Source organism: Thermostichus sp. MS-CIW-15 (genome assembly GCF_054060575.1).
On the sequence record NZ_JBSSDI010000001.1, the window covers coordinates 86,310 to 112,459 of the forward strand.

Sequence of the window (26,150 nt, forward strand, 5' to 3'; positions counted from 1 at the left end):
TCCACCTGGCTCCTGCCCTCTGTTGCAGGAGCTTGCCGGGTGATAGAACGGAGTCAGCGACATTGGGGGGCTTGTGACACAGGGATCTCAGCTTAACCGCCTTTTGGCCGCTTCCTTGCTGGTGGTCTGCCTGATTGCGGCTGTTATTGGCGGCACACGACCTGCCGCAGAGTCGGTTCGGGGTGGCGTCGGGCTAGAGGCCCCTCGAGGGGCGAATCGCATTGAGGTGGTTACCATCGAGGGAACGATAGGAGGGCCACGGGGCTCGACTTTGGTAGGTTTGCCCACCTCTCCCTTAGATCAGTTGCGGGAAGCTGTCGAGGATCGCGCCGTCAAGGCTGTATTGCTGCGCATCAACAGCCCGGGCGGGGCTGTGGGATCCAGCCAGGAGCTCTACCGCGCCGTCACGGCTCTGCGGGAAGCCGGCAAGCCGGTGATTGCCGTCATGGAAGACGTTGCCGCCAGCGGCGGCTACTATGTAGCCAGTGCTGCCGACAAGATCTACGCCAACCCGGGCACCCTGACCGGCAGCATAGGGGTGATCATCAGCGGCCTCAACTTTGGCAAACTGCTCGACAACTACGGCATAGAGCCGCAGACCTTCAAAACCGGCGAGTACAAAGACATTCTTTCCCCTTTCCGGGCTGCCACCCCCCAAGAGCAACGTCTGCTGCAAGAGTTGGTGGAGGATACCCTCGACCAGTTCGTTCGCGATGTGGCCCGCGGACGCCAGCGCTTGCCGGACAAAGGGGCAGAAAAGGTGCTGGATGCGGAGATGATCGCCCGACGGCAAAGCTTGGATGAGGCGCGGGTGCGCCAGTTGGCCGATGGGCGCATCTTCACCGGGGCGCAGGCTGTGGAGTTGGGCCTGGTAGATGCCCTGGGAGGATATGCCGAAGCCGTGGAAGATCTGCGGCGCATGACCGGGGATCCCTCTTTGTCGCCAGCAACGGCGAGAGATCCCTTCCAACGCGCCCTGCAGCGACTATTGAGCCAAGGACTGCCTCCGCAAGGGCAAAATCTCTGGCCCGCTCGACTGTTGGGGAGCCACGAGGTGGCCGGGATCCCGGAAGTGCCGCTGCTGTGGATGGCGCCCGGGTGGACTTTGCGCTAAACCTGACAGTGATCATAGGCTTGGTGTGAGGGGTGAAGCTGTGGATCACACGCCGGACGACGCTTCTGCGCTGGCGACGGCAGGGCATAGCCCCCTGGCCACGGCGTCCGCCTCGTGGACCCAGAGCCAGGGATCCCAGGGAGCGGATCCCGTCGGCGAGACGGGGTTCTGGCCGGATTTCAACCCAGAGCTGGAGCTGCTGACCAGCCGGGCATGGGTGGAAATTGACGCAGCCCAATTGCGAGAAAATCTGCGTCTGTTGCAGGCGCGCCTGTCGCCAGACACTGAGATCTGGGCAGTGGTCAAGGCCAATGCCTACGGCCATGGAGCTCGCTTGGTGGCTCCCATAGCCCTCGCTGCCGGTGCCAAGGGGTTGTGTGTGGCCACCCTGGCAGAAGGGATCGAGCTGCGGCAGGCCGGCCTCCAGGCCCCGATTTTGGTGTTGGGGGCTTTGAATACCTGGGCCGAGCTGCAGCAGGCCATGGCTGCGCGGCTGGAGGTCAGCCTCACCCGGGCCGAGCAGATCCCCGTGATGCGCCAGGTGGCCCGTTGGGCCGGGCGGCCTGTTCCTGTCCACGTCAACGTCGATACGGGCATGACCCGCCTGGGGATTCCCTGGCAAGAGGCCGCCGCCGTGTGGGGGCAGATCTGCCGGATCCCCGAGCTGGAAGGCTGTAGCCTGTTTTCCCACTTCGCAACGGCAGATGAGCCCGATTCTCCGGTGATGGCCCAGCAAGAGGCCCGCTTCGCCCAGGTGGTGGAGCAGATCCGCCAGGCCGGGGATCCCCTGCCCCCCCTGCATCTGGATAACTCCGCCGGCGCCCTAACCCATCTCCACTATCCCCGCGTGCGGTTGGGGCTGGCCCTCTACGGCTTGTCTCCTGCCCCGCACCTGCAGGTGCGGGGGTTGCGGCCGATCCTGCGCCTCAAAGCGCGGTTGACCCACATCCAAACCGTACCCGCCCACACCGGCGTCAGCTATGGCCATCGCTACGTCACTTCTCGCCCCAGTCGCATTGCCACACTGGCCATCGGCTATGCCGACGGGATCCCACGGCGGCTTTCCGGCTGGCTGCGGGGGTGGGTGCGCGGCAGCCTGATCCAGCAGGTGGGCACGATCACGATGGATCAGTGCATGTGGGATGTCACCGAGAGGCCGGATATTCAGGTGGGTGATGTGGTGGAGCTGCTGGGCCCCCATCTGGCGAGTGCGGGTTTCTCAATCCAGGATTGGGCGGATCAGTTGGGCACCATTTCCTATGAACTGCTGTGCGGACTTTCTGCCCGCCTGCCGAGAGTGCTGGTCAACGTGCTCGGGGAAGCTAGCTGACGTTGACGCTATGGCACGTTTTTGTTGGGCGGTTTATGGTAGCAGCAAATGCAGGCGAGGTTTTAAGCGTGGGTTCGGATCCCTACCTCCCCCCTCAATTCTGGTAGAGGGGCTAGCAAGTGAGAACTGACTCCCGCCAGCAGAGGAGTTGGGGTGAAATTGTAGCTGGCCGCGTCGGCGCCTGGGGGTTTGCGGTCACTTCTCTTCCTGTTGAGCTAGAAACCGCAGGAGCCCCCTATATCCCCCCGCCCCCCTGCCCCCCGTATACAGGGGGTTGGGGGGCGGTCGGAGTCGGGTAGTTTACGTAGGGTAGCTTTTCCTGACTTGTCAAGTAGTGAAGGATATAGCAGCCTCAGAAGTAAGCCGAGAACCGTCCTGTTTTTGGGAAAATGAGGACTGGCGGCGGGATCAGTGACATCGGGAGGCAGCCATGGAGGCACGCAAACCTCTGAAGAGGTTGGAAAATCAGATGGAGCGGGCTGTTCTGGAGATGGTGAACGAGCTGCTGCTCCTGGAAAGCCAGCAGCGCTACTGCTCCTGTGAGAGATTCTGTCACGATGCCGCCGCCTTGGCCCTCAACAACCTCCAGCCCCGCTACACCACCAGTTTTGAAGGCTCCATATACACCCTGGAAGCCATCCAAGCAGATCAAGAGTTGCAGAGCCTGATTCGGCGGGAGGTGGGGAAGGCTATGGAGATAGTGGCGGCAAATCCCCGTTGCCCAGAGCCTGATTGCCCGCTGCAGCGCAACGTCGAGGCAGTAGAGTTAGAGCTGGCTCCTAGCGACACTCGCAAACAAAACTAAAGAATGGCTTTAATCGTCTCCTCTGCGCCGGTAGCCTTCCTCGGCCCTGTTGGAACCTACACGGAGTTGGCCGCTCTGCTCGCCTGTCCCGAGCAGCCCCATCTCCATAGCCAGGGATCCCACCCCTTGGTGCCCTACCCCACCATTAGCGCCTGCTTGGCAGCCGTGGCTGCGGGCGAGCAAGAATGGGCGGTGGTGCCGGTGGAGAACTCCGTTGAGGGCGGGGTCTCGATGACCTTGGATGCCCTCTGGCAACTGGAGGGGCTGAGCATTCGCCAGGCGCTGATCCTGCCCATCCGCCATGCCCTCATCGGCTGCGCCTCCCGGCTGGAGCAGATCGAGCAGGTCTATTCCCATCCGCAAGCCTTGGCCCAATGTCAGGCTTGGCTGGGATCCCATCTGCCCCGGGCGACCTTGATTCCAACCCGCTCCACCACCGAAGAATTGGAGCGGCTGCGAGCGCAGCCCAACGCTGCCGTCATTGCTTCAGAGCGGGCCGCTGAGCTCTACCAACTGCCGGTTTTGGCCTGTCCCATCAACGACCACCCGGATAACTGCACCCGCTTTTGGGTGGTGGGCCGTCGCCGTTCCTCGCCAGGGGGATCCCATACTTCCTTGGCCTTCAGCCTGCCCCACAATGTGCCAGGGGCGCTGCTAAAGCCGCTGCAAGTCTTTGCAGAGCGGGGCCTCAATATGTCGCGCATTGAGTCGCGCCCCACCAAGAAATCGGCGGGGACCTATGTCTTTTTTGTCGATCTGGAGAATCCGGTCGGCCAACCCTATCTGGATGCAGAGGTAATCGCTGCCCTGGAAGCGATCGCAGAAACCCTGAAGCTTTTCGGCAGCTACCCCGTCCACGACCTCAGCAAGCCGAGCGAGCGTCGTCCTTGCAACTCAGAATAGGACAGGCCGGCCAGGCCCGACTTGCTATCTGCGGGGATCCCGAAGCCTTTCCCTCCCCTCTTAGACCCAGATACGCTAAAAGAATAGGGGAGGGTGAGGCGTCGAAGTTGGGAATTGCTACTGGTTGTCCAGGGCTTGGTAGTCCTGCCAGGCTTGCCAAAAAACGTAGAGGGAAAGCCCGGCGAGAAAGGTTCGAAAAAGCAGGCCGACGATCTCATCCGGCAGCTTGGGCAGGGTGCGGGTGCTGATCTGGACGCCGACCAACCCACCTGCACCCAGGATCAGGCCCGGGATCCAGAGCACATTCTGGCGGATGGTGCCATCTCCAAAGCCGAGCGCGTTCGCCATCCAGTTGCCCAGGCCCGCATGGCTGAGGGTAGCAGCAGTTGCCGTGAGAACAATTGCCCCCAAGCTGGTTTGGATGGCCACCTTGAGGGTTTCTCGCAACAGCAGGATCTGCAAGGGCACCAGGATGACGCCACCGCCGATGCCGAAAAGCCCCGCCAACAAGCCGGCAGCGCCACCGGTGAGGGTGCGGGCCAGCCACCGCGGCATCTGCCCCTCGGCAGCAGGGCGGTCGCGGAGTTCTCCAGCGTCGTCCGTCCCCCCGGCAGCAACCCCTGGCCTCTCCAACGCTTGGGCGTGGGCGACCACGGTTTTGCGCAGCTCCACCAGGTAAATGTTCGCCAGCAACAGCACCCCAAAGGCCGCTAGTAGCAGATAGCCGGGCAGGCGACTGGCGAGGATCGCCCCAACCTGCGCCGTAAACAGAGCCGGGATCCCCAGCAAAATTACCCGTTTGGGATCCAGCATCCCCATGCGCCAGTTTTGGATGCTGCCGGCCAAGGAGGTGAGGAGAATGGAAAAGTTGCTGGTGGCCACCGCCTGCAGCGGCGGGATCCCCAAGCTCACCTGCAAGGGCACCAAGATCGTCCCGCCGCCAATGCCCAAAAAACCGGCCAGGATCCCTGCCGCCAGGCCGCCGATTGCTAAGGCCAACCCCTCTTCTACCACGATTGCCCGACCTTGCCTCTCCACAAAGCCTCTGCCCTCCTCGCCCTCCCCACCCATGACCGGCTGGCAGAAGATACCACCTGCCCCCGCCTGGAGGCCGGCGGCAAAGCTAAGACAAAAAGCTGCGGCAGGGTTTGGCCTCCCTCCAGGCGCATCCATCTAAGGCGATCCGCTCCACCTCGGAAGCCAACTTCAAGGCCTTCAGGGCCTGCTCCCCGCCCACCGACGGCTGGCTGCCCCCCCGCACACAGTTGATAAAGTGCTCCAGCTCGGCGTGGAGCTTGTCAATGGGTTCGATGTGAACCTTCTCGATGAGGCAGTCCCGCTGGTAGGACACCTGGCCGTAGTCGCTGCTGCTGGATCCCTGGCGATAGATGGAGATCTCGTTGTGCAAAAAATCGGCTTCCACCAGGGCATTTTTGCAGTGGACGGCAATTTTGCGCACCTTGCGATGGGTAACCTTGCTGGCCGTGAGGGTGGCGATGGCACCGTTGGCAAAGGTGAGGGTGGCAGTGACGTAGTCCAGGTAGCCCAGCTTGGAGGCCCGGTTGCCGCTGGCGGTAATTTGGGTTACTGGGGAGGGGATCAGCTCCAGCAACAGGTCGATGTCGTGGATCATCAGGTCGAACACCACCGACACGTCGCTGGCCCGGTCAGAGTAAGGGCTGAGGCGGTGGGCCTCGAAGGCCAGCGGCTCTTCGCTTTGCAAAACTTGGCCCAGCTTTTGAAAAACGGGGCTGAAACGCTCGATGTGCCCCACCTGCAAAATGCAATTGCAATCGGCAGCGCGGTTCACCAGGGATTCTGCCTCAGCGATGCTGGCGGCAATGGGCTTTTCGATCAGCACATGGACCCCCGCCTCCAGGCAGGCGATGCCCACCTCGTGGTGCAAAACCGTCGGCACGGCGATGGCTACTGCCGCTACGTGGGGCAGCAGGTCGCGGTAATCCTCGTAGAAGTGAACGCGGTGGCGGCTGGCCACATCCAAACCCCGCTCCACATTGATATCGGCTACCCCTACGACCTGCACATCCTTCATCAAGCTGAAGACGCGGGCGTGGTGCTGGCCCATGTTGCCGACTCCAATGACGCCCACAGGCACCGGCTGCCCGGGGTAACGGCGGGGAGAGTTGGCAGGACGCGGGCAGGATCGAGCCATAGGTTTCCACTACCTCCACCACAAGCGCTTGACAAACCGCACCCCGCCTTTGGGCAACGAAGCGCAGCTACTCCTGAAACAAACTGCACAAAGCTTACCATGCCCTCCTCAAATCCAGTTCAAGCCGGGAATGGGCGGCAGGCGCAGGGGGGCCCGCTCGCAGGCTTGGGGACTGAAGCAGAATAGGGGCACAGGGGTGGGTCGGAACCACATGCGGGCATAAAATCCGCCGGGGCTGAGGGGAAGGCCAAACCAAACAGGGAAAAAGAAGAGAAAAGACGCCAAAACCAAGGCTACTGCCGTGATGCTCGCCCCGCGCCAGAAGCGGCGATAGCTCTGCCAGCCCAGCAGCACCAGCCAGGCCAGGGCCAGGGTGCTAAATGCCAGAGCGCTCATGTAGTGGTAGATGAAAACGCAGCGGCTGACGATAAACCAGGGCAGGTAGTTGGCCGCATAGCCAATTAAGATAAAGGCTTCCACGCCATGGAAGCGGCGGATCCCCCGCCAGACCAGCACCAGGATGGATCCCGTCCCCAGCCACCACAGCCAGGGATTGCCCAGGCCGTGGACCACTCGCCACAGGTCGCCCTGCGCGGCGAAGTAGTAGCCCACCGGGCGGCCCATAATCGGCCAAGACCAGGCTCCTGCCGAGGCCAAGGGGGTGGTCAGCCAAGGGCGCAGCGCCGGGAACCAGGCCACCAGGGATCGCAAACTGGTGGAGCAGTAGGGGTGAACGGGGGTGTTTTCGTCCACCACGAGATCGGCATGCAGGTGCCCGCTGTAAACCGCCTGATTGATGAGCACTAGAGAGCGAAAGTAATTCTGGATCCCAGTCCAGCTCCAACCCAGGGCTAGCCCCTGCTGCGGGTTGAGCTGCAGGTGGGGGATCCACTGGATGGCGTAGAAAGCCAGCGGCGCAAGGACAAAGCAAAAGGCATAGTGCCACCAGCGCAGGTGGCGGATTTGGATCAAAATGCCCAGACGCGGGATCCACTGCGGGCGCAGCCAGACCACCGCCCAAACAAGGATCCCCAACAGGGCAAACATGAAGGCAAACCAGAGGCCGTTCCACTTCACGGAAGCCGCCGCCCCCAGGAGGATCCCCGAGCCGGTCAGGTGAACGGCCCGTTGCCAACCGCGGCGTTCCAGCCCGCTTAGCAGCAGAATGGTGGCCGCCAGGCCAAAAGCCACCAGGTACACGTTAATCAGGCCAAAGCGGGACTCCACCAGAAACACCCCGTCCGTGAGCAGCAGGGCCCCACTCAACAGGGCAAAGCCCACGTGATAGGTGAGGCGGTAGGCCAAGCCGGTCAGCAAGAGCGGGATCAGGGATCCGCACAAGGCGGTGGCCAGGCGAAAGCCCCACTCGTTGCGGCCAAAAAGCTGGATACTGAGGGCGATGAAGTACTTCCCCAGCGGCGGATGCACGTCGTAGAGGGGCTCGCCGTCGAGATAGTTCTGGGCGAACTTGGGAAAGTACACCTCGTCGAACACCGGCGCCGGCAACTCGGCCAGTCGCCACAGGCGCAGCCCCAGGCCCACCAGAAAGATGGCGAGCGCTCCCCCCAGCAGCCAGCGGCGGGATCCCTCCGGCCAAATCCCGACCAAGGCAGAAGCGGACGAGGAAGTGGCGAGCTCTGCTGCAGCGGGAGGATCGCCGGATCCCACTCCACCAACGCCCTCGGAAGACGCTGGCGACAGCTCATCTCCTTCCGGGCCTAGATCTCGATCTTCGGCAAGAGGGTTGGGTTCGGAACTCATGGGCAGCAGCCAACAACAAACGGCGAGGATCCCCAGTGTTACTTTAGCCCCTGCTCCCCTTCTTTGGACTTCCCTAGAAGAGCTGGAGGATCTCGAGAACAGCCATTTGCTCCGACTTTGCGGGGCATAGGGCTGACAGCGGCTGCTTGGAACCCCCACTTCTGGGGCTACGGGAGGGGGCGAGCTCTAGGGAGTGGGTGTAGGGGTGGGGATGACCAGCTCCACCGCTGTATCCAGGCGCGAGGGCGGGGGTGGGGCCTCGCCTGGGGCCAGTTCTAGGTAGGAGGCCAGGGGGTGATTGGCTTGCCAGCGGGATCCGATTTCGGCGGCGATTTGGGTGACCTGGATTTGGTAGAGCTGCGCCAGCTCAGCGGCGTTGAGGTTGCCCCGCTCCACCTGGTCGCGGCTGGCCTCCGCCAATACCTCCGCCACGAGGTTGCCCTGCTCGTCAAACCGCCACAGCTCTAGGCGGCTGCGGGAGCGCAGGCTCACCTCCGTGGGCGAGGCCGGGCGGGTGAGGACATCGACGCGGGCGATGACGATGGCCTCCAGGCCTAGGTAATCGAAAAACTGGCCTACCGCTTCCGGCTTGCGGCGATCCCACTCAAACAGCTCGTAGATCGGCCAGCCCACCTGGCGCAGAATCGGCTGCAGGCGGCGGTTGTCCAGGGGCACCACCTTCTCGCTATTGGGGATCAGGCCCAGGCGCACTGCCTCCATGGCCAGGCGCTGGCCTAAAAGCTGGGTGTGCTCCAGTCCTCCCACTCCCAAAACGCCGAGGCGACGCCGGGGTTGGGGCCGGATGGGCACCTGCAAAACCACATCTACAGGGGTGGTCAGGCCCGCCTGCAGCAGGATCTCATGTTGCACTATTTCGTAGTCGGGGTGCCATACGGTCAACATCCAACGTCCGGCAGGAGCCTGGTTGAGCTCAAACGCCCCCTGCTCGTCCGTTTGGATCGGCTGATCGAGGTTCTCCAAGCCCTCCAACTGCACCTGCGCCCCGGCCACCGGCTGACCCAGGCTGTTGCTCACCTGGCCCACCAGCCGCGCCTGGGATCCCGCTTGATCTCTGTTATGAGAAGGAAACAGCGGCGTGAAACGGGGAAGGGGGGTGGCCGGCGCCTGGGCCAGCGCTCCTGGAGTCAGTGCCAGCCAGCACCAGAGAGCCAGACTGCCCAAGCGGACCCTGCGCCGCAGCGAAGTGAGGAAGAAGAAAGGCATGGCGACATCCCCTAATCGCAGTGGGTTCTGGAGAGACAAAATCCTGCTGCAGGGATCCTCACCCCGCAAAGGGATTGTTGGCCTGCCATTGTTGGATAAAGACGGGCACCATGTTGCGCACCTGCAGCCGAAACAGGCCCGCCGCCGCATCTTCAAACAGCGGATCCCCGCCCACGTCGTCCCGGCCATAGGCCTCGTAGTAGCGAGCCCGATCCCCCGGTCGATCCCGCTGCAAGTCCACCACCACCACCACCCCGCGGCTGCGCAACTGGTTGGGGGTGAAATTGGGAATTTCCACCGGCACCGTCGGCGCCAGAAAGCGCAAGGCCGTATTCAGCAGCGGGCTGCCCTGGCGGTTGTAATCCCGCGAGATCTGCAGGTGAGTCAAGAGGATGTAGCGCAAGCCCAGGGCATCGCCAACGGCCTTCAGCTTGGCCAAGTCGGCGGTGTAGCGCTCATCCCGATCCAAGAGTGTCAGATCCTGGACGAGGGGCAAAAGCGGCTCAAAGCGGGGATCCGGCCCCAGTGGCCCCTTGAGGAGGATCACGGGTCGCTGCGGCTGTAACTCCTTCAGGGCCAGGCTGAGGTGGCGGGCCAGCTCATCCGAGTAAACCGGCTCATCCGGCAACAGGCCAATGCCCTCCGGCTGGCGGGCCGGCTGCCCCGGCGGCAGGCGAATATCTTGGCTGGATACAAAACCGGCCCGCACCTCCACCTGGGTGCTGGTGGGCGGAAACCCCGGCACCTCCACATCCACCAGGTACAGCCCCGCCGGCAGTTCCGGCAGGACATAGGTGCCGTCGGCGGCGATGCGAACCGTCTGCTGGGGTTGGGTAGAGGTGGCGGCCAGGCGCAAAACCCCCGTCTGGACGGGTTGGCCGGCAATGTCCAGCACCCGCCCCGTCACCACCCCGCGGTTGCCTGAAGAGGGGATCTGGGCCTCGGTCTCGCGCTCGCCAACTTGAGCCTCAATATCCACCAGACGCCGCACAGCCGGGATCCCTGCCGCCACCACCCACAGATCCCGATCGCCCAGCCTCACCAAACCCGTTGGCTGCCCCTCCAGCCGCAGCGAGGCGGCCAATCGCCCCGCCTCCAGATCCACGATTTGCAGGCGGTCGCTGTTGCGGGAGGTCACGTAGGCCCAGCGGCCATCGGGAGAAAGGGCCAGCCGCGTCGGTCGCCAATCCAAGCCAATCCGCTGCAGAGCCTCGCCGCTGCGATCCAGATCCAGCACCGTCAGATCTTGGCTGCCCGAGTTGAGCACCACCAGGCGCTGCCGTTGCGCATCTAGGACCATGGCTTCCGGCGTGTTGCCGCCGCGCCAGCGGGCCAGCAGCTCTCCATTGTCGGGGTTGACCACCAGCAGGCTGAGGGGATCCTCCCCAGCCAGGCCGACAAACAGGGATCCCCGCTCTGGGGCATAGGCCAAAGCCAAAGGTGGCCCCGGCAGCGGCAAGTTGCGGGCCTGCGGCGGCTCCGATCCATGCCGTTGGCGGTTCGGAGCGGGAATCACCGCCAAGCTTTGGGCGGCGGGCAGGGAGGCGAAAACCCGCCCCCTGGCCGCATCCACAGCCATGTCCAGAACCCCCGCCGGCAGCCCGTAGGCCTGCAGCAGCTCTCCGGTGAGCAGATCGAGGGCCACCACCCCAGGAGCATGGGGGCCGGCGGCATAGACCACCTGCCGTGCCGCATCCACCCGCACCACGCCGGGGGCAAACCCCACCGCCACCTGCCACAAGGGATCCCCGCTCGCCCCATCCAGCAGCGCCACTGCCTGCGCTTCCAACAGTCCCACCGCCAGCCAGCCCCGCTCCGGCACCGCATCGAGGCAATCGGCAGAGCTGGGCAAGGGCAACAGCCAATCCCCCTCTGTCCTCAGTTCATTCCCGTCCGCCGAGAGGTTCCCCCCAGAAGCGGGAGAGCCTGTTTCCGGCGAAGAGATCCCTTGCCCCAACACGGGGGATCCCAAGCCCAGCACGCCGCTCATCAGCACAACCAGCCATTGCCAGCGCATCGCCTTCTTCGCTCCTCAACCGCGCCTGCTCTGCTTCTGCGCCCAACCAGCATAGCCAACCTGCTCGCCCTTCCCTATTGGATTCACGTCAGAAAACCCAAACAATTTTTGACAGTCTGCCGCGGCGACCTTAGAATGGATATTCGCTGGTTTCGTCAGGATAAACCATGAAGGTGCGGCCCTCCGTCCGTCGAATCTGCGAAAAGTGCCGAGTCATCCGCCGCCATGGCCGGGTGATGGTGATTTGCCCTGCCAACCCCAAGCACAAGCAGCGGCAGGGGTAGAGGGGCGGATGGAGGAGTGCGCCCGACGGTGGGGAACAGATCCAAACGGCCCTGCTGCCGCCGCGGAAGATCAAGCAACCCCTCTCTTGGCGAGAGGAGACTCTGGGTTCCTCACCTCAACAGCGACGTCTTCCGGCCAAAGCTCCACGCCGCCAACCTCGGCCTGGCCTATGGAGCAAGTTTATCTAAGTTTGTTTGAAAGGTACCACCGACCATGGCACGGATTGCGGGAGTTGACATCCCACGCGACAAGCGAGTCGAGATCGCCCTCACCTACATCTACGGCATTGGGCTGACCCGCTCCCGCCAAATTTTGGCGAAGACCGGCATCAACCCCGATACCCGCACCCGCGACCTTACCGACGCCGAGGTGGCCGCCTTGAGGGCAGTGGTAGAAGGCGAGTACCAGGTGGAGGGAGATCTGCGCCGGCAGGAGGCGATGAACATTAAGCGGCTGATCGACATCGGCACCCATCGGGGCCGCCGCCATCGTCTGAACCTGCCTGTGCGTGGCCAGCGCACCCGCACCAACGCCCGCACCCGCAAGGGGGTCAGGAAGACGGTGGCCGGCAAGAAGAAAGCTCCCGCCAAGAAGTAGTGGCGCGGCTGGGGCGGCGGGCAGAGTTTCCCACCCTCTCCAAACTGCAAAACGGGATGTAAACAGTTGTTCAAAGGACGCACAGGTCATGGCTCGGCAGCAACGGCGCGGACGCAAGGTCAAGAAGAATGTCCCCAACGGTGTGGCCTACATTCAGTCCACCTTCAACAACACCATCGTCACCATCACGGATCCCAATGGCGACGTGGTGTCTTGGGCCTCCGCAGGTTCTACGGGGTTCAAGGGCGCCAAGAAAGGCACCCCCTTTGCAGCCCAAATGGCGGCAGAGAGCGCAGCGCGTCAGGCCATGGAGAACGGCATGCGCCAGATTGAGGTAATGGTGAGTGGCCCTGGCGCCGGTCGGGAAACCGCCATTCGCGCTCTGCAGGCCACTGGTCTAGAAATCACCCTGATTCGAGATATCACTCCCATTCCCCACAACGGCTGCCGTCCCCCCAAGCGGCGGCGCGTCTAAAGGGATCCCCAGGGCGGGCCAAGCGCTGGCGACAGGCTTGCCCTCCTGCAGGATGTGAGGCATGGCCTCCAGTCTTCTAAGTTCTCCAAACAGATGTTGAGCCAGACGGACGGGGCTACTCTATGATGCAGACCAGCCGAACCCTCCACAATCTGGGCAGCAAAGCCGCTTCTAGTGCTGCTCCCTACCAGACCGAGTGCGTCGAATCCCATCAGGAAGCCAATGGCGTTCACTACGGCAAATTTGCCCTGGGGCCACTGGAGCGGGGTCAAGGGATCACGGTGGGCAACGCCCTGCGGCGGGTGTTGCTCTCCAACCTAGAAGGGACGGCAGTAACCGCTGTACGCATTGCCGGGGTGACCCACGAGTTTTCCACGGTGCCGGGGGTGCGGGAAGACGTGATGGAGATCCTACTCAACATGAAGGAGCTGGTGCTGCGCTCCAACGCTCCCGACACGCAGGTGGGCCGTTTGGTGGCACAAGGGCCGGGAGAGGTGACCGCCGAGAAGCTGCAATTGCCCAGCGAGGTGGAAGTGATCAACCCCCGCCATCACATTGCCACCTTGGCGGAAGGGGCGATCCTGGAAATGGAGTTCATGATTGGCCGCGGACGTGGCTACCGTGCCGTCGATTACTCCGACAGCAAATCGATGGCCATCGACTTTCTCCAGATCGACTCCGTCTTCATGCCGGTGCGCAAAGTCAACTACACCGTTGAGGCGGCGCGGGTGGGACAATCTCTGGAAAAAGATCGCCTAATTTTGGAGATTTGGACCAACGGCAGCCTCACCCCCCAGGAGGCCCTCAGCCAGGCGGCTCGCATTTTGGTGGGCCTGTTCTCGCCGCTGCAGGAGGTCAGCTTCGACACCCCGCCAGAGCCCCGGCAAGCTGAGGATAACCAGAAGAACCAGATCCCCATCGAAGAGCTGCAGCTCTCGGTACGGGCTTACAACTGCCTGAAGCGCGCTCAAATCAATACGGTGGCGGATCTATTGGTTTATACCGAAGAGGATTTGCTGGAGATCAAAAACTTCGGCCAAAAATCCGCGGAAGAGGTGGTGCAAGCTTTGAAGAACCGCCTAGGCCTAACCTTGCCCCGCGAAAGGAGCAAGACGTAGAGCCTTGCCGGCTCGCTGCGGCAAAACCGGTCAACATCTCCACAGGACACAAGATAAAAGGCAGAGGCTACTATGCGTCACCGCCGTCGTACCCCTCACCTCAACAAGCCCGCCGACCAGCGCAAGGCCCTGATGCGGGCGCTGACCACGGCCCTGCTGCGGGAAGGGCGGATCACGACCACCAAAGCCCGCGCCAAAGCCATTCGCGCCACCACTGAGAAAATGATCACCCTGGCCAAGGACGGCTCTCTGGCAGCGCGGCGGCAGGCCCTGGCCTACATCTATGACAAGGAGCTGGTGCGCTCCCTGTTTGAGCAAGCGCCGGAGCGCTACCGCGATCGGCCTGGGGGCTACACCCGCATCCTGCGCACGGTGCGTCGACGGGGCGACGGGGCAGAAATGGCGGTCATCGAGTTGGTGTAGGCCCCATGCAGAGCCGTCGCATTGCCCTGAAAATTCAGTACCTCGGCAGCGGCTTTCGCGGCTGGCAGCGGCAAGCGGGCCACCGCACCGTGCAAGGGGTACTGGAGGAGGCGATTGCGTTGCGGGCCGGGCACCCGGTGGCCCTCTACGGGGCAGGTCGCACCGATACGGGGGTTCATGCCTCGGGCCAGGTGGCCCACTTCGACACCACCTCTGGCATCCCGCCGACGGAGTGGGCGCGGGTGCTCAACGACTGTCTGCCGGAAGATGTGGTGGTATTGGCTTCCGCTCAGGTGCCCGATTTCTGGCATGCCCGCTTTTCGGCTCGCTGGCGCCGCTATCGCTACTTGATCCTGAACCGGGAGCTGCCGGATGTGTTCTGGCGCCTCTTTAGCTGGCAGGTGCGCTGGCCTTTGCAGGTGGAGCCGATGGCGGAGGCCCTCAACTCTCTTCTGGGCGAGCACAGCCTAGAAGCCTTTCGCCGCCGGGGATCCGACCGGCCCCACTCGCGGGTGCAGGTGCAGGAGGTGCTCTGCCAGCGGCTGGGGGATCTCATCAGCATCGAGGTGCAGGCCAGCGGCTTTCTCTACCGCATGATGCGGCTGCTGGTGGGATCCCTGGAGGTGGTGGGCCGTGGCGAGATCAGCCCACAACAATTTGTCCACCTCTGGCAACACAACGACTGGAGCCGGATGCGCACCCGCTACAGCGCCCCTCCGCAAGGGCTGTGCCTGGTGGATGTGGGCTATGCTGGGGATCCCTTTGGCCGCCGCTTCGCTCACTCGCCGCCCTTTTGGGCCTTGCCCCTGCAGGGGTTGCCCAAAACCCCCGATTGGTCGGCGGCTTTGTGTGTTTCTTCCCTGGCCTAGGCGTTTTCTTGTCCATTCCATTCTGCGGTTGATGTCATCCTTGGCTGCCATGAACACAACTCCCGTTCCTCCCCCCGAAACTCTAACCCCTCGCTGGTATCTGGTGGACGCTGCCAACCAGCGCCTCGGCCGCTTGGCCGTGGTTGTGGCCAAGCTCCTGCGGGGCAAGCACAAACCCAACTTCACCCCTCACCTGGATACGGGGGACTACGTGATCGTGATCAACGCCGAGAAAGTGGTGGTCACCGGCAAAAAGCGCACCCAAAAGCTCTACCGCCGCCACTCTGGCCGTCCCGGCGGCATGAAAGTCGAGACTTTTGCCCAACTGCAAGCTCGCCTGCCGGAGCGGGTGATTGAGAAAGCAGTGAAGGGGATGTTGCCCCACACCCGCCTGGGCCGGCGGCAATTCACCAAGCTAAAAGTGTACGCCGGGCCCCACCACCCCCACGAGGCCCAGCAACCTCAGGTTTACCCCATCCACACGATCCCAGGAGCCAAAGTATGACCCAAGCAGCCAGCAGCCAACGAGCCGTCTACTGGGGAACCGGACGCCGCAAAACGGCTGTCGCCCGCGTGCGCCTGGTGCCCGGCACCGGCAAGCTGATCATCAACGACAGGCCCGGCGACCAATACCTGCAATACCAGGAGGCGCTACTGGCCAGTGTGAAAGCGCCGTTGGAGCTCCTCGGCCTAGAGAACTCCTACGACATCTTGGTGCGGGCTCATGGCGGCGGCGTCCACGGTCAGGCCGATGCCATCAAGTTGGGCGTGGCGCGCGCCCTCTGCGAGGTGGATCCGGCTAACCGCGGCCCCCTCAAGACAGAGGGCTACCTAAAACGGGATCCGCGCGCCGTGGAACGGAAGAAATATGGCCTACGCAAGGCCCGCAAGGCTCCCCAGTACTCGAAGCGCTAGGGATCCCTGCCATTGCTTTTTCAAGTTAGATGTTGATAGACAAGGGTATAGGAACAGGCCCAGAGGAGGAGATTGCCATGCCCAAAAAAGGAATACACCCCCAGTGGTATCCCGAAGCCAAAGTCATCTGCAACGGCGAAGTGGTGATGACAGTGGGATCCACCAAGCCGGAGCTGAAGGTCGATGTTTGGTCGGGCAACCATCCCTTTTTCACCGGCAGCCAGAAGATCATTGACAGCGAAGGCCGCGTAGACAAGTTCATGCGCAAGTACGGCATGGGCGGCAAGAAAGCTAAGTAGCCGAGCTTCAATCTGAGTTTCTTTTCTGCCTTGCTGGGCATTGCTGTGAGTCTTCGCTGACACTGGATCTATGGCCTCTGCTCAACTCATCGAGCAGCTTAAAAACGTTGAAGCCACCTTTCAGGAGCTGACGGTACGTCTGGCCGATCCCGATGTGGCGACCGATCCGGCTGAGCTGCAGCGGATTGCCAAGGCCCGCTCCTCCCTAGAAGCCACCGTCCAGACCTTTCACGAGTGGCAAAAGCTCACTCGCGAGCTGAAGCAGACGGAAGAGCTGCTGCGGGAGGTGGCTTCCGACGACCCAGAGCTGGAGGCGATGGCCAGGGCAGAACTGGAGCAACTGCGCGTCCGCCAAGAACAACTGGAGGAAAAGCTGACCCTGCTGCTGCTGCCCCGGGATCCCAACGACGAGAAAAACATTATGTTGGAAATCCGCGCCGGCACCGGCGGCGAGGAGGCGGCCCTGTGGGCGGCGGATTTGGCCCGCATGTACACCCGCTACGCCGAGAAGATGGGCTGGTCGGTGCGCCTGGCCAGCCTCTCGGAAGGAGAGATGGGAGGCTACAAAGAGGCCATCCTGGAAATTCGCGGGGATCAGGTCTACAGCAAGCTGAAGTTCGAGGCCGGCGTGCATCGGGTGCAGCGGGTGCCCGTGACAGAGGCCCAGGGGCGCGTCCACACCTCGACGGCCACGGTGGCGGTGATGCCGGAAGTGGACGAGGTGGAGGTGGTGATCGACCCGAAGGACATCGAGATCAAGACGGCGCGCTCCGGCGGGGCGGGCGGCCAAAACGTGAACAAGGTGGAAACGGCGGTGGACCTCCTCCACAAGCCCACCGGCATCCGCGTGTTTTGTACCGAGGAGCGCTCCCAGCTGCAGAACCGGCAGCGGGCGATGCAGATTTTGCGGGCCAAGCTCTACGAGATGAAGCTGCAGGAGCAACAGGCCTCCATCAGCTCCGCCCGTCGCATGCAGGTGGGAACGGGATCGCGCTCGGAAAAAATTCGCACCTACAACTACAAAGACAACCGGGTTACCGATCACCGCCTCAACCAGAACTTCCTGCTCGAGCCAATTTTGGAAGGGGAGCTGGACGAGTTGATCCAGGCTTGTATTGGCCTATACCAAAAAGAGCTGTTGGCGGAGCTATCCTGAGGGGGCAGAGCTGGCTGCTGCCGAGCTGGCGGTAGAATGAATACCCACATCGAGTGACCTAAGGAATCCTCCCCATGCTGGCCGAGTACCGCCAACATGCTGCTGCCCGCGCGGCCCAAGGGATCCCGCCGCTGCCCTTGAACGCCGCCCAGACCAGCCAGGTGTGCGAGCTGCTCAAGGATCCCCCCGCCGGCGAAGAGGCCTTTTTGTTGCATCTGCTTACAGAGCGGGTGCCGCCGGGGGTGGACGAAGCGGCCTATGTGAAGGCGGGCTTTTTGGCCGCTGTGGCTAAGGAAGAAGTGCACTCGCCCCTCATTACCCCCCTGCGGGCGGTAGAGCTCTTGGGCACGATGCTGGGGGGCTACAACGTCCAGGTGTTGCTGGAGCTGCTGCAGGATGAGCGACCGCAAATTGCCGCCGCAGCGGCCCGCGCCCTCAGCCACACGCTGCTGGTTTTCGACGCCTTCCACGACGTGCTGGAGCTGAGCCAAGCGGGCAACGCCTATGCCCGACAGGTGCTCCACTCTTGGGCGGAAGGGGAGTGGTTCACCGCCAGGCCGCCCCTGGCCGAGGCGATCACGGCGACGGTGTTCAAAATTGCCGGCGAGATCAACACCGACGACCTCTCCCCGGCCGCCCACGCCACCACCCGCCCCGATATTCCCCTTCATGCCCAGAGCATGCTGGAATCGCGGGCGCCGGGAGCGATAGCAGCCATTGCCGAGCTGAAGCGCCGCGGCCATCCGGTGGCCTTTGTGGGGGATGTGGTGGGCACGGGATCCTCCCGCAAATCCGCCCTCAACTCCCTGCTCTGGCACATCGGCCACGACATTCCCTATGTGCCCAACAAGCGGGCCGGCGGGGTGATTCTGGGGGGCACGATCGCGCCCATTTTCTTCACCACCGCCGAAGATGCCGGCGCCTTGCCCATCCAGGGCGATGTCTCCTGCCTGGAGACGGGCATGGTAGTGACGATCTACCCCTACGAGGGCGTTATCCGCTCTGAGGATGGCCAAGTCCTCACCACCTTTTCCCTGCAGCCTGTGACGCTGCCCGACGAGGTGCGGGCCGGGGGCCGCATCCCTCTCTTGATTGGCCGGGCCCTTACCGACAAAACCCGCCAGGCCCTGGGGCTGGATCCCTCCCCCCTGTTCATTCGCCCCACCCCGCCCGCCGACACGGGCAAGGGCTATACCCTGGCCCAGAAAATCGTCGGCAAAGCCTGCGGGCTGCCCGGAGTGCGCCCCGGCACCAGTTGCGAGCCGCTGATCACCACGGTGGGATCCCAGGACACCACCGGCCCCATGACCCGCGACGAGCTCAAGGAATTGGCCTGTCTGGGCTTCAGCGCCGACCTGGTGCTGCAGAGCTTCTGCCACACCGCCGCCTATCCCAAGCCGGTGGATATCCAGGTTCACAAAGAGCTGCCCGACTTTTTTGCCTCGCGGGGAGGTGTCGTCCTGCGGCCAGGCGATGGCATCATCCACTCCTGGCTCAACCGCATGCTCCTGCCCGATACCGTCGGCACTGGGGGCGACTCCCACACCCGCTTCCCTTTGGGCATTTCCTTCCCGGCTGGCTCTGGGCTGGTGGCCTTTGCCGCCGCCATGGGGGTGATGCCCCTCAACATGCCGGAGTCGGTGCTGGTGCGCTTTAAGGGGGAACTGCAGCCCGGGATCACCCTGCGGGACATTGTCCACGCCATCCCCTACGTGGCCATCCAGCGGGGGCTGCTCACCGTCGAGAAACAGGGCAAGAAAAACGTCTTTGCCGGGCGAATTATGGAGATCGAGGGCCTGCCCAACTTGAAGGTGGAGCAAGCCTTCGAGTTCACCGACGCCTCGGCGGAACGCAACTGCGCCGCTTGCACCATCCAGCTGAGCGTCGAGACGGTTGCCGAGTACCTGCGCTCCAACGTGGTGCTGCTGAAAAACCTGATCGCCCGCGGCTATCAGGATGCGAGAACCCTGCTGCGGCGCATTGCCAAGATGGAGGCCTGGCTGGCCAACCCCACCCTGATGGAGGCGGATCCCGATGCCGAATACGCTGCCGTGCTCGAGATCGACCTCAGCGCCATCAGCGAGCCGATCGTCTGTGCCCCCAACGATCCCGACAAGGTGATGACCCTGAGCGAAGTCCACGCCCAGCACGCGGCCGGCAACCCCGACACACCCATCCACATCGACGAGGTGTTCATCGGCTCCTGCATGACCAACATTGGCCACTACCGCGCCGCCGCCAAGATTTTGGAAGGCCAGGGGCGGGCCAAGGTGCGCCAATTTTGGATCTGTCCTCCCACCCGCATGGACGAGGCGCAACTGCGCGCCGAAGGGGTGTACAGCACCTTTGCCGCTGCTGGAGCGAGAACAGAGATGCCTGGCTGCAGCCTGTGCATGGGCAACCAGGCTCGCGTGGCCGATGGAGCCACCGTCATGTCCACCTCCACCCGCAACTTCAACAACCGCATGGGCAAAGACGCGCGGGTCTATCTGGGATCCGCCGAGCTGGCCGCCGCCTGCGCCCTTTTGGGCCGGATCCCCACCCCTGAGGAGTACCGAGAGATCGTCTCCACCAAGATCCAGCCCTTTGCCGGCGAGCTGTACCGCTACCTCAACTTCCACGAGATCCCTGGCTTTGAGGACGAAGGGCGGGTCATCCCGCGGCAGCACGTGGAGGAGCTGTCCAGGAGCCGTTCTTGAGCGAGAATAGGGGCTAGCTGCCCTGATAGCATGGCAGGGATCGCCCCATTGCCCTGGAGAAAGCTCAATGGCCCTGAATCCAAAGAGGATCCGCCGCATCCACCGCACCCTTGCCCCCATCCTGGCCTTGCCTTTGGTGGTAACGGTGCTGACGGGATCCCTGTATCAAATTGCCCGCCTTAACCAAAACTTCGACTACTACTGGCTGATCCAAATCCACAAAGGGCAGTGGGGCCCCCTCGATCTGCAAGCGGTTTACCCCTTCTTAAACGGACTGGGGCTGCTGGTGATGGTGGCCACCGGTCTCAGTATGTGGTTACCCACAAAACTTCATCGCCGCCCCAAACATACGGAGTCCCAGAGGGTTTTGGATGGATAAACCTGTAGGGTAAACACCTAAGAAACATTCCAGAAAACCCTACACTTCTCGGAATAGATTTGAATACACTAGAAGCATAGAGGTTTTGCTTGCACCTCTAAAGTTGAGCCCCAAAAGCTAAGCTTCAAACTCGAAGTGGAAGTCAAAAAAAGCAAAACAGAGGAGGAGGATGCTCTATGGCTCTTGTCCGCTGGGATCCATTTCGGGAAATTGACGAAATTCAACGGGAAATGAACCGGATGTTCGACCGGTTGATCCCTCGCACCACCGAAGCTGACGGCTTCGCCTTCATGCCGGCAGTGGAGATGCACGATGATCCCGAAACCATTACCCTGAAGCTGGAGCTGCCCGGCTTGAACCCCAACGACTTGGATATCCAAGCGACAGCCGAAGCGGTCTCCATCACCGGGGAACGGCGATTTGAGAAGCGCTCTGAAGACAAAGGGGTAACCCGGACTGAATTCCGTTACGGGCGCTTCCAACGGGTGATCCCGCTGCCGAACCGGATCAAACACGATCAGGTGAAAGCCGAATACAAAGATGGGATCCTCACCCTCACCTTGCCGAAGGCCGACTCTGAAAAAGCCCAAGTGGTCAAGGTGAGTGTTGTCTCCTAAGGCGGGGAGCTAAGGCTGCCCTAAGGTTATCCGCTAAAGGCAGGTGGTATGCCTGCCCTTTTTTGCGTTGAACAAAGATTCCCCAGCGACTGCCTAGCAGAAGCAAGCTATAGCCGTAGGGGAGTATGTCAACGCAGCGGAGAATTCAGGAGGATGACCAGGCGTTCTTCCAAAAACTTCAGGTTGGCCAACACTTGACTAAACGCTTCTTCCTGCGTCCAGTCCATAATCTCCATGGTCTTGTGGACTAGAGATTGCACCGGCACCGGCAAAGGGCCGAAGACATCCACCAGCCAGCGCACCGAGAAAGGATCGATGGTAATGTTCCCCTCAGCTCCCGGCCAGCCGTTGATGTTGACAGGGCCGTTGTCGCGAATGGCGTTGAGAAAAGCCTGCTTGGCATCCAACCTCACCAAAAGGGGGTGGGCTTGTACGGTGCCGTTCCACCATTCGTCGTTTGTAAACGGCTCAGCCTTGGGAATGCCGGGGTGCCCGCACCAAAAATCGATCAAGCGGGTCATGTTGGGGAAAATCAGCTCGATGAAGTGAAGTTTTTGCTCCTCGCTTAACTTATTGAGTTGCCGCATCGAGTAGGGCACCGGCTTGGTCAAGACCCTCTCCAGCTTCCACTGCTGCCAATTCACCATGCTGATAAACTCAAGACCGGCCTGCCTCAACATCTCAAACACTTGGGGCACCGTAAAGCCCTTGTCGCTGCGCAGCAGGAAGTTGGCCAGGATCCCCGCTGTGGTTTTGATGGCATCTCCTTGCCAGTGGCTTTTGACAAAGCTGGCGTCGGTGAGCGCTTCCATCACCTCCCGCAGCAGGGGCACCGCTTTAGCTGCCGGCTCATCCATCACCCCCAGCAGCTCCATGGCCTCCTGCATGTTGAAGATAAACTGACGCTGGTAAAGGCTGTGAACATTGGTGCGGATGATCCCATCGGGCTTGAGCACCTGCCGCATGCCTTTCAAACCGGCAACTGGGTCGTCCAGGAGGTAGAGAACGTCGTTGCAGGCAATAAAATCAAACTCCTCCCCCAGCGCGCTCATGTCGGTAATGTCCATAACGTAAAAGCGGGCGTTCTCGATCTTGTGGAACTTGAAACGCTGCTCCGCTATCTTGATAGACTCTGGGGAAATATCTACTCCCACATAGCGGGCGCCGGGGTTGGCTGTTGCCACAACTAAGGTTTCCCAACCGGAGCCGCAGCCGGCATTGAGGATCACCTTGCCTTCCGGGGATACCACCTTGCGATCCCTTAGGTACCTGGCCGTCGTAAGGCTGTTGGCAAACAAGGCAAGGTTGTCGGTAACCGTCTGCTCAATTGGCACATTTGGGTAGGGAAACTCGTCAAACTGCGCCTGGACGGGGTTAGACACAGCGGTCTTTGCCATGGTGATCTCCCTGCTTTTAGGTATCCCAACACTCTTAGCACGTACCCTATCGTACTGCACAGCAAGCAAAAGACTGAGGCAAATCCAGAAAAGCCTGAGGATGGTATAGTGGTGGGGTGTTTTGTAACTAGCCAGGAAGGCGGAAGAGGGATCCTTCGATGAGCCCCCGCAAGCGGCTGTTTTGGTTAATGGCAACTTTTCTCCTTGGAATTCTGGCTGCTTGTGGGCTAGCTAGCGGGCCCAGCCTCCTCAGTCGCCCAGAGACTTCATCGCCCGCCCCAGAAGGAGGCGTTGCTGCCTACTACGACGGCAACCCGCAATCGGTAACCATCCGCGATGCCGCCATTGCCTTTGCCATTGCCAGCGGGATCACCCAGCCCAGCCAGATTGTCAGCTTTGTCAACAACGTCTTGAGGCTACAGCCCCCCCTCACCCTAGCTGAGGTGACCACGGCCGACCCCAATCCGGTGGCCATCTCCGATTTTGATGGGGACGGCACGCCAGGCACCATTCGGGATGCGGCTATTTTGTTTGCCATTGCCACTTTGCAGACCCGCGACGCCAACCGCATCAACACCTTCGTCAACACCGTTTTGCGGCTGCAACCTCCCCTCAACCTGACGCCTGAACAGGCAGCCAGATTGCCAGGGCCGGGATTTGTTCCGCCCACAGGGCTTCCAACCGCCTCGCCTTCGCCGTCACCACCCCCCTCGCCGGAAGATCCATCGACACCAACCCCCTTGCCAGTTCCACCAACGCCAACGCCCTCACCTCCTCCACCAACGCCAACCCCCTCGCCATCTCCGTCTCCTGGTGGGTTTAACATCGAGATTGAGTTTATCGACAACAGCCTCAGCCCCTCCCAGCGAGAGGTTGTGCTTCGGGCAGCCCGGCGGTGGGAACAGATCATCACCGGCGACTTGCCCGACGTCACCCTAACTCTGCAGGCTGGCTTCTGCGGAGCTGGCTTCCCCCCGACTCCTCTGGTCAACCGGCCTGTGGATGACCTCTTGGTTCAGGTAACTGGCGCTCGGCTTCTCTCCGGCCCCGATAGCGATGGTCCGAGTAGAGTTCTGGCTCAGGCAGGCCCCTGCGGCCCTCTTCGGCCCGGGATCGGCATCATCCCCTATGCCAGGATGGGGATCGACCCAGCGGATTTGAATCGGCTAGAGGAGCAGAGATCCCTCTTTGACGTTGTCCTGCACGAGCTGGGCCATGCTCTGGGGTTCGGCACCGTTCCCAACTGGAGTCCTTTTCTCCTCAACAGCGGCACCACCAACCCGCGCTTTGCTGGCCGGCAGGCCACTGCTGAGTACAACAGCCTGGGCGGATCGGGGAATGTGCCGGTGCAGGTTGAGCCACCTCCCGAAGGTCACTGGCGGCAAACCCTAGGGTTGGAGCTGATGACGCCGGTGCTGCCACTGCCACCTGCACGCCCTGTTCTTAGTCGTATTACGGCTGCAGCCATGCAAGACTTGGGGTTCACGGGCGTCAACCTGTCTGCTGCGGATCCCTATGCCCTGCCGCCAGAGGGACGCATCCGACCAGGAGAGGGGCTTTTCCTGGGGAACGATGCGGTTTTTGGCCCAATTGGGGGAGAGCTCCGCTTGCTTCCCTGAGGACCTGCTAACCCCAGGGAGATGCCCAGCCTAGCCTAGGGCGGCAACAAAAAAAGGCCCCGCTGGGAGTCTGCTAGGAGAAGGGAAGCGAGACGCAGCTCTTGTCCTAGGACAAGACCTGAGCTGCCGATGGTCCTGCGGCTGTTGCCCGGCATGGCCACTTTGGCATAGAAAAGGCTCCTCAGTGGGAGCCAAAAAGGAAAGAGGTGGGAAAGGTTAGGGACAAAGGCCAGTGCCAGAGCTATATTCTACATATCGCTTTTCTGAAGTTGGTGGTGGTGGTGTAGAGAAGCCGTTGAAGGTGTTGCCAGTTGGCATGGGAGTGGGAACCACAGTTCCCGCCTGTTTATAGATAGCAATACTGCTACTACCTGAAGGAGCGTTTGTGAAGGTGTTGCCTTGCACAGTCACAGTGCCACTAGCGTTAACACAAACTCCAATTGCTGTTCCTGAAGTTGAGTTTTTTACCTGAATTGACGATCCTTCCACTCTTCCAGAAGCAATGGGGCCTGAGAGGAGAACAGAGAAAACATTGCCTCCTGTGGCTGTAATCGCGCTCAAGCTTACAGTGCTTCCAACCACCTCCACAGAGCCGGAAGTTGTGTTCCCATAGATACCTACAACGCCCTGAGCGGTCCCTGACCCTGCAGCCACAACGGAACTACCATTAGTGACCTTCAAGGTACCACGGCCCTCGTGAAGAATGCCAGTAACAAAGTCTTGGTTGCTTGGAATGGTAATGCGTACGTTCTCAAGAGTAACAGTGCCTAAAACTGATGATATTACATGAACACATTTGTCGCCTCCACCAACTGCACTGGCCCCGCTAGTGGTAATACCTGTGCTACCTGCGCAGTCAATAACCATGTCTTTCAAAGGCGTGCCCCCCGCCCTGAGCTCAATGGCAGCTGCAGCAGTTCCAGTACCGCCGGGATCCTTGCTGATAATTCTAAACCCTTGCAGCTTGTTGCCCCCCTTGAGAATTAAATACCTACCGTTCAAATCGAGCTCAAAGTTAACGCCAGCGTCAGGAACTATCGTGATGGATCCAGTTGGTAAATCGGCACTTACGATATTGTTAGAGCCAACAGGGTTGACCGTCTCGACACCGCTACGAATGATCCTTACAATAACATTTGTCCCGCCATCAAGACCTGCTGCGGTTTGAACGCTAGAAGACTCTATAGCTTTTTCTACGGTTCTAAATGGCTGAGCAGGTGAAGTGCCCGGGAAGGTATCAGAACCAAGAACCGGATCGACATAGAACTGAGCAGTGGGGGTTGGCGTTGGAGTGGGCGTTGGAGTGGGCGTTGGGGTGGGTGTGGGAGTCGGCGTCGGCGTCGGGGTCGGCGTCGGAGTCGGCGTCGGAGTCGGGGTCGGTGTCGGGGTCGGAGTCGGAGTCGGGGTCGGCGTCGGCGTGGGCTCGCTGAAGAAGGTATCTAAGTGCGGCTGCGTGACGCTGACACCGCTGAGCTTCAGGGTGGTGGCAAGGAAGGAATTGATCTTACTGGCCGTCGGCGGAAGACCTGTTGAAATTGCCGCAAACAAAACCGCCGCATCCTTGCAGTCCACCACCCCGTCGGCAGTAAAGTCGGAAACAGAGGGCTTGAGCGGATCACCCAACCCCGTCACGTCGGCAGCCGTAATCGGCCCCACCTTGAGGGTGTTATTGACAAAGTTAACAATCTTCCCGGAGTCGTTGGTGTTGAGGGTGCAGGCGGCAAAAAGGACTGCCGCATCCTTGATGGTGACTGAGGTCTTTACCCCGTCGTAGTAGAAAGCAATGCTCTCAGAGCCCTGCACTGCTGTTTCTGGCGCCTGAGCTGAAATTGTCGGGGGAAGCTGAGTAACAGCCGGAGGATCCGAAGTAAGGGAACAAGCAGCCACTCCTCCTACGAGGGAGGAAGCCAAAATCAAGGGAGCTATCGGGTGACGAAAGCGGGATTTTGAGTTGCGGGAAGCCATGGCAGATCTC

General features: G+C 61.6%; 25 protein-coding genes. 18 read left to right on the forward strand and 7 right to left on the reverse strand.

Features of this window, described 5'->3' with window-relative positions; translation table 11 throughout:
- Window positions 1–73: 73 nt before the first annotated feature.
- The 4 genes from sppA to pheA all read left to right on the forward strand — a co-directional run bounded on the left by sppA (window position 74) and on the right by pheA (window position 4,152).
- The gene (gene sppA / locus ACVW0R_RS00415) at window positions 74–1,114 is read left to right on the forward strand and encodes a signal peptide peptidase SppA (RefSeq protein ID WP_011430309.1); all 1,041 of its coding nucleotides are present in this window, start codon (window positions 74–76) and stop codon (window positions 1,112–1,114) included.
- Between the two features lie 40 nt (window positions 1,115–1,154).
- Window positions 1,155–2,444, forward strand: coding sequence for an alanine racemase (gene alr, locus ACVW0R_RS00420; protein ID WP_457501454.1), 1,290 nt, complete (start codon window positions 1,155–1,157; stop codon window positions 2,442–2,444).
- Between the two features lie 430 nt (window positions 2,445–2,874).
- Entirely contained in the window at window positions 2,875–3,249 is a 375-nt protein-coding gene (locus tag ACVW0R_RS00425) for a late competence development ComFB family protein (RefSeq protein ID WP_041438331.1), read from the forward strand.
- Between the two features lie 3 nt (window positions 3,250–3,252).
- Window positions 3,253–4,152, forward strand: coding sequence for a prephenate dehydratase (pheA, locus tag ACVW0R_RS00430; protein WP_011430306.1), 900 nt, complete (start codon window positions 3,253–3,255; stop codon window positions 4,150–4,152).
- Between the two features lie 117 nt (window positions 4,153–4,269).
- On the opposite strand, the gene ACVW0R_RS00435 is transcribed toward pheA, so the two are convergent.
- The 5 genes from ACVW0R_RS00435 to ACVW0R_RS00455 form a co-directional block, all read right to left on the reverse strand.
- The gene (locus ACVW0R_RS00435; RefSeq protein ID WP_011430305.1) at window positions 4,270–5,223 is read right to left on the reverse strand and encodes a sulfite exporter TauE/SafE family protein; all 954 of its coding nucleotides are present in this window, start codon (window positions 5,221–5,223) and stop codon (window positions 4,270–4,272) included.
- A 52-nt stretch (window positions 5,224–5,275) separates the two neighbouring features.
- Window positions 5,276–6,325, reverse strand: a complete 1,050-nt coding sequence (locus ACVW0R_RS00440) for a Gfo/Idh/MocA family protein (protein ID WP_011430304.1) — start codon at window positions 6,323–6,325, stop codon at window positions 5,276–5,278.
- A gap of 108 nt (window positions 6,326–6,433) precedes the next feature.
- Window positions 6,434–8,086: a phospholipid carrier-dependent glycosyltransferase gene (locus ACVW0R_RS00445; protein ID WP_099812116.1), complete on the reverse strand. Its 1,653-nt coding sequence runs from the start codon at window positions 8,084–8,086 to the stop codon at window positions 6,434–6,436.
- A gap of 186 nt (window positions 8,087–8,272) precedes the next feature.
- Complete coding sequence (locus tag ACVW0R_RS00450) at window positions 8,273–9,310, reverse strand: carboxypeptidase-like regulatory domain-containing protein (RefSeq protein WP_457501455.1); 1,038 nt, start codon at window positions 9,308–9,310, stop codon at window positions 8,273–8,275.
- A gap of 58 nt (window positions 9,311–9,368) precedes the next feature.
- Entirely contained in the window at window positions 9,369–11,327 is a 1,959-nt protein-coding gene (locus tag ACVW0R_RS00455) for a carboxypeptidase regulatory-like domain-containing protein (RefSeq protein ID WP_457501456.1), read from the reverse strand.
- Between the two features lie 167 nt (window positions 11,328–11,494).
- Between ACVW0R_RS00455 and rpmJ the strand changes: the two genes are divergently transcribed.
- From rpmJ to ACVW0R_RS00520, 13 genes are all read left to right on the forward strand, one after another.
- On the forward strand, window positions 11,495–11,611 hold the full coding sequence (gene rpmJ / locus ACVW0R_RS00460; RefSeq protein WP_011430300.1) for a 50S ribosomal protein L36: 117 nt from the start codon (window positions 11,495–11,497) through the stop codon (window positions 11,609–11,611).
- 214 nt (window positions 11,612–11,825) lie between these two features.
- Window positions 11,826–12,209: a 30S ribosomal protein S13 gene (gene rpsM / locus ACVW0R_RS00465; protein WP_457501457.1), complete on the forward strand. Its 384-nt coding sequence runs from the start codon at window positions 11,826–11,828 to the stop codon at window positions 12,207–12,209.
- Window positions 12,210–12,297: 88 nt separating this feature from the next.
- Window positions 12,298–12,684 (forward strand): 30S ribosomal protein S11, encoded by a 387-nt coding sequence (gene rpsK, locus ACVW0R_RS00470; protein ID WP_011430298.1) that lies wholly within the window; start codon window positions 12,298–12,300, stop codon window positions 12,682–12,684.
- A gap of 122 nt (window positions 12,685–12,806) precedes the next feature.
- Complete coding sequence (locus ACVW0R_RS00475; RefSeq protein WP_011430297.1) at window positions 12,807–13,802, forward strand: DNA-directed RNA polymerase subunit alpha; 996 nt, start codon at window positions 12,807–12,809, stop codon at window positions 13,800–13,802.
- 72 nt (window positions 13,803–13,874) lie between these two features.
- The gene (rplQ, locus tag ACVW0R_RS00480) at window positions 13,875–14,225 is read left to right on the forward strand and encodes a 50S ribosomal protein L17 (RefSeq protein WP_011430296.1); all 351 of its coding nucleotides are present in this window, start codon (window positions 13,875–13,877) and stop codon (window positions 14,223–14,225) included.
- A gap of 5 nt (window positions 14,226–14,230) precedes the next feature.
- Complete coding sequence (truA, locus tag ACVW0R_RS00485; RefSeq protein ID WP_011430295.1) at window positions 14,231–15,094, forward strand: tRNA pseudouridine(38-40) synthase TruA; 864 nt, start codon at window positions 14,231–14,233, stop codon at window positions 15,092–15,094.
- A 49-nt stretch (window positions 15,095–15,143) separates the two neighbouring features.
- Entirely contained in the window at window positions 15,144–15,599 is a 456-nt protein-coding gene (rplM, locus tag ACVW0R_RS00490) for a 50S ribosomal protein L13 (protein WP_011430294.1), read from the forward strand.
- The gene (gene rpsI, locus ACVW0R_RS00495) at window positions 15,596–16,009 is read left to right on the forward strand and encodes a 30S ribosomal protein S9 (RefSeq protein WP_011430293.1); all 414 of its coding nucleotides are present in this window, start codon (window positions 15,596–15,598) and stop codon (window positions 16,007–16,009) included. The genes rplM and rpsI overlap by 4 nt, the downstream gene beginning before the upstream one ends.
- 77 nt (window positions 16,010–16,086) lie before the next feature.
- On the forward strand, window positions 16,087–16,308 hold the full coding sequence (rpmE, locus tag ACVW0R_RS00500) for a 50S ribosomal protein L31 (RefSeq protein ID WP_099812117.1): 222 nt from the start codon (window positions 16,087–16,089) through the stop codon (window positions 16,306–16,308).
- Window positions 16,309–16,378: 70 nt separating this feature from the next.
- On the forward strand, window positions 16,379–17,464 hold the full coding sequence (gene prfA / locus ACVW0R_RS00505) for a peptide chain release factor 1 (RefSeq protein ID WP_011430291.1): 1,086 nt from the start codon (window positions 16,379–16,381) through the stop codon (window positions 17,462–17,464).
- Window positions 17,465–17,538: 74 nt separating this feature from the next.
- A complete protein-coding gene (gene acnB / locus ACVW0R_RS00510) occupies window positions 17,539–20,163 on the forward strand; it encodes a bifunctional aconitate hydratase 2/2-methylisocitrate dehydratase (RefSeq protein ID WP_457501458.1) in 2,625 nt (874 codons plus the stop codon).
- A gap of 67 nt (window positions 20,164–20,230) precedes the next feature.
- Window positions 20,231–20,542, forward strand: a complete 312-nt coding sequence (locus ACVW0R_RS00515; RefSeq protein ID WP_011433198.1) for a PepSY domain-containing protein — start codon at window positions 20,231–20,233, stop codon at window positions 20,540–20,542.
- 176 nt (window positions 20,543–20,718) lie between these two features.
- Entirely contained in the window at window positions 20,719–21,159 is a 441-nt protein-coding gene (locus tag ACVW0R_RS00520) for an Hsp20/alpha crystallin family protein (RefSeq protein ID WP_011433199.1), read from the forward strand.
- A gap of 128 nt (window positions 21,160–21,287) precedes the next feature.
- Here the strand turns inward: ACVW0R_RS00520 and ACVW0R_RS00525 are convergent, their stop codons facing one another.
- Window positions 21,288–22,556, reverse strand: coding sequence for a class I SAM-dependent methyltransferase (locus ACVW0R_RS00525; protein WP_457501459.1), 1,269 nt, complete (start codon window positions 22,554–22,556; stop codon window positions 21,288–21,290).
- A gap of 158 nt (window positions 22,557–22,714) precedes the next feature.
- Here ACVW0R_RS00525 and ACVW0R_RS00530 point away from each other — a divergent pair, with 158 nt between their 5' ends.
- Window positions 22,715–24,175 carry a peptidase M8 gene (locus ACVW0R_RS00530; protein WP_457501460.1) on the forward strand — a complete coding sequence of 487 codons (1,461 nt, stop codon included), beginning with the start codon at window positions 22,715–22,717 and terminating at the stop codon, window positions 24,173–24,175.
- A gap of 216 nt (window positions 24,176–24,391) precedes the next feature.
- On the opposite strand, the gene ACVW0R_RS00535 is transcribed toward ACVW0R_RS00530, so the two are convergent.
- Window positions 24,392–25,978, reverse strand: a complete 1,587-nt coding sequence (locus tag ACVW0R_RS00535; RefSeq protein ID WP_457501461.1) for a hypothetical protein — start codon at window positions 25,976–25,978, stop codon at window positions 24,392–24,394.
- Between the last annotated feature and the right edge of the window lie 172 nt (window positions 25,979–26,150).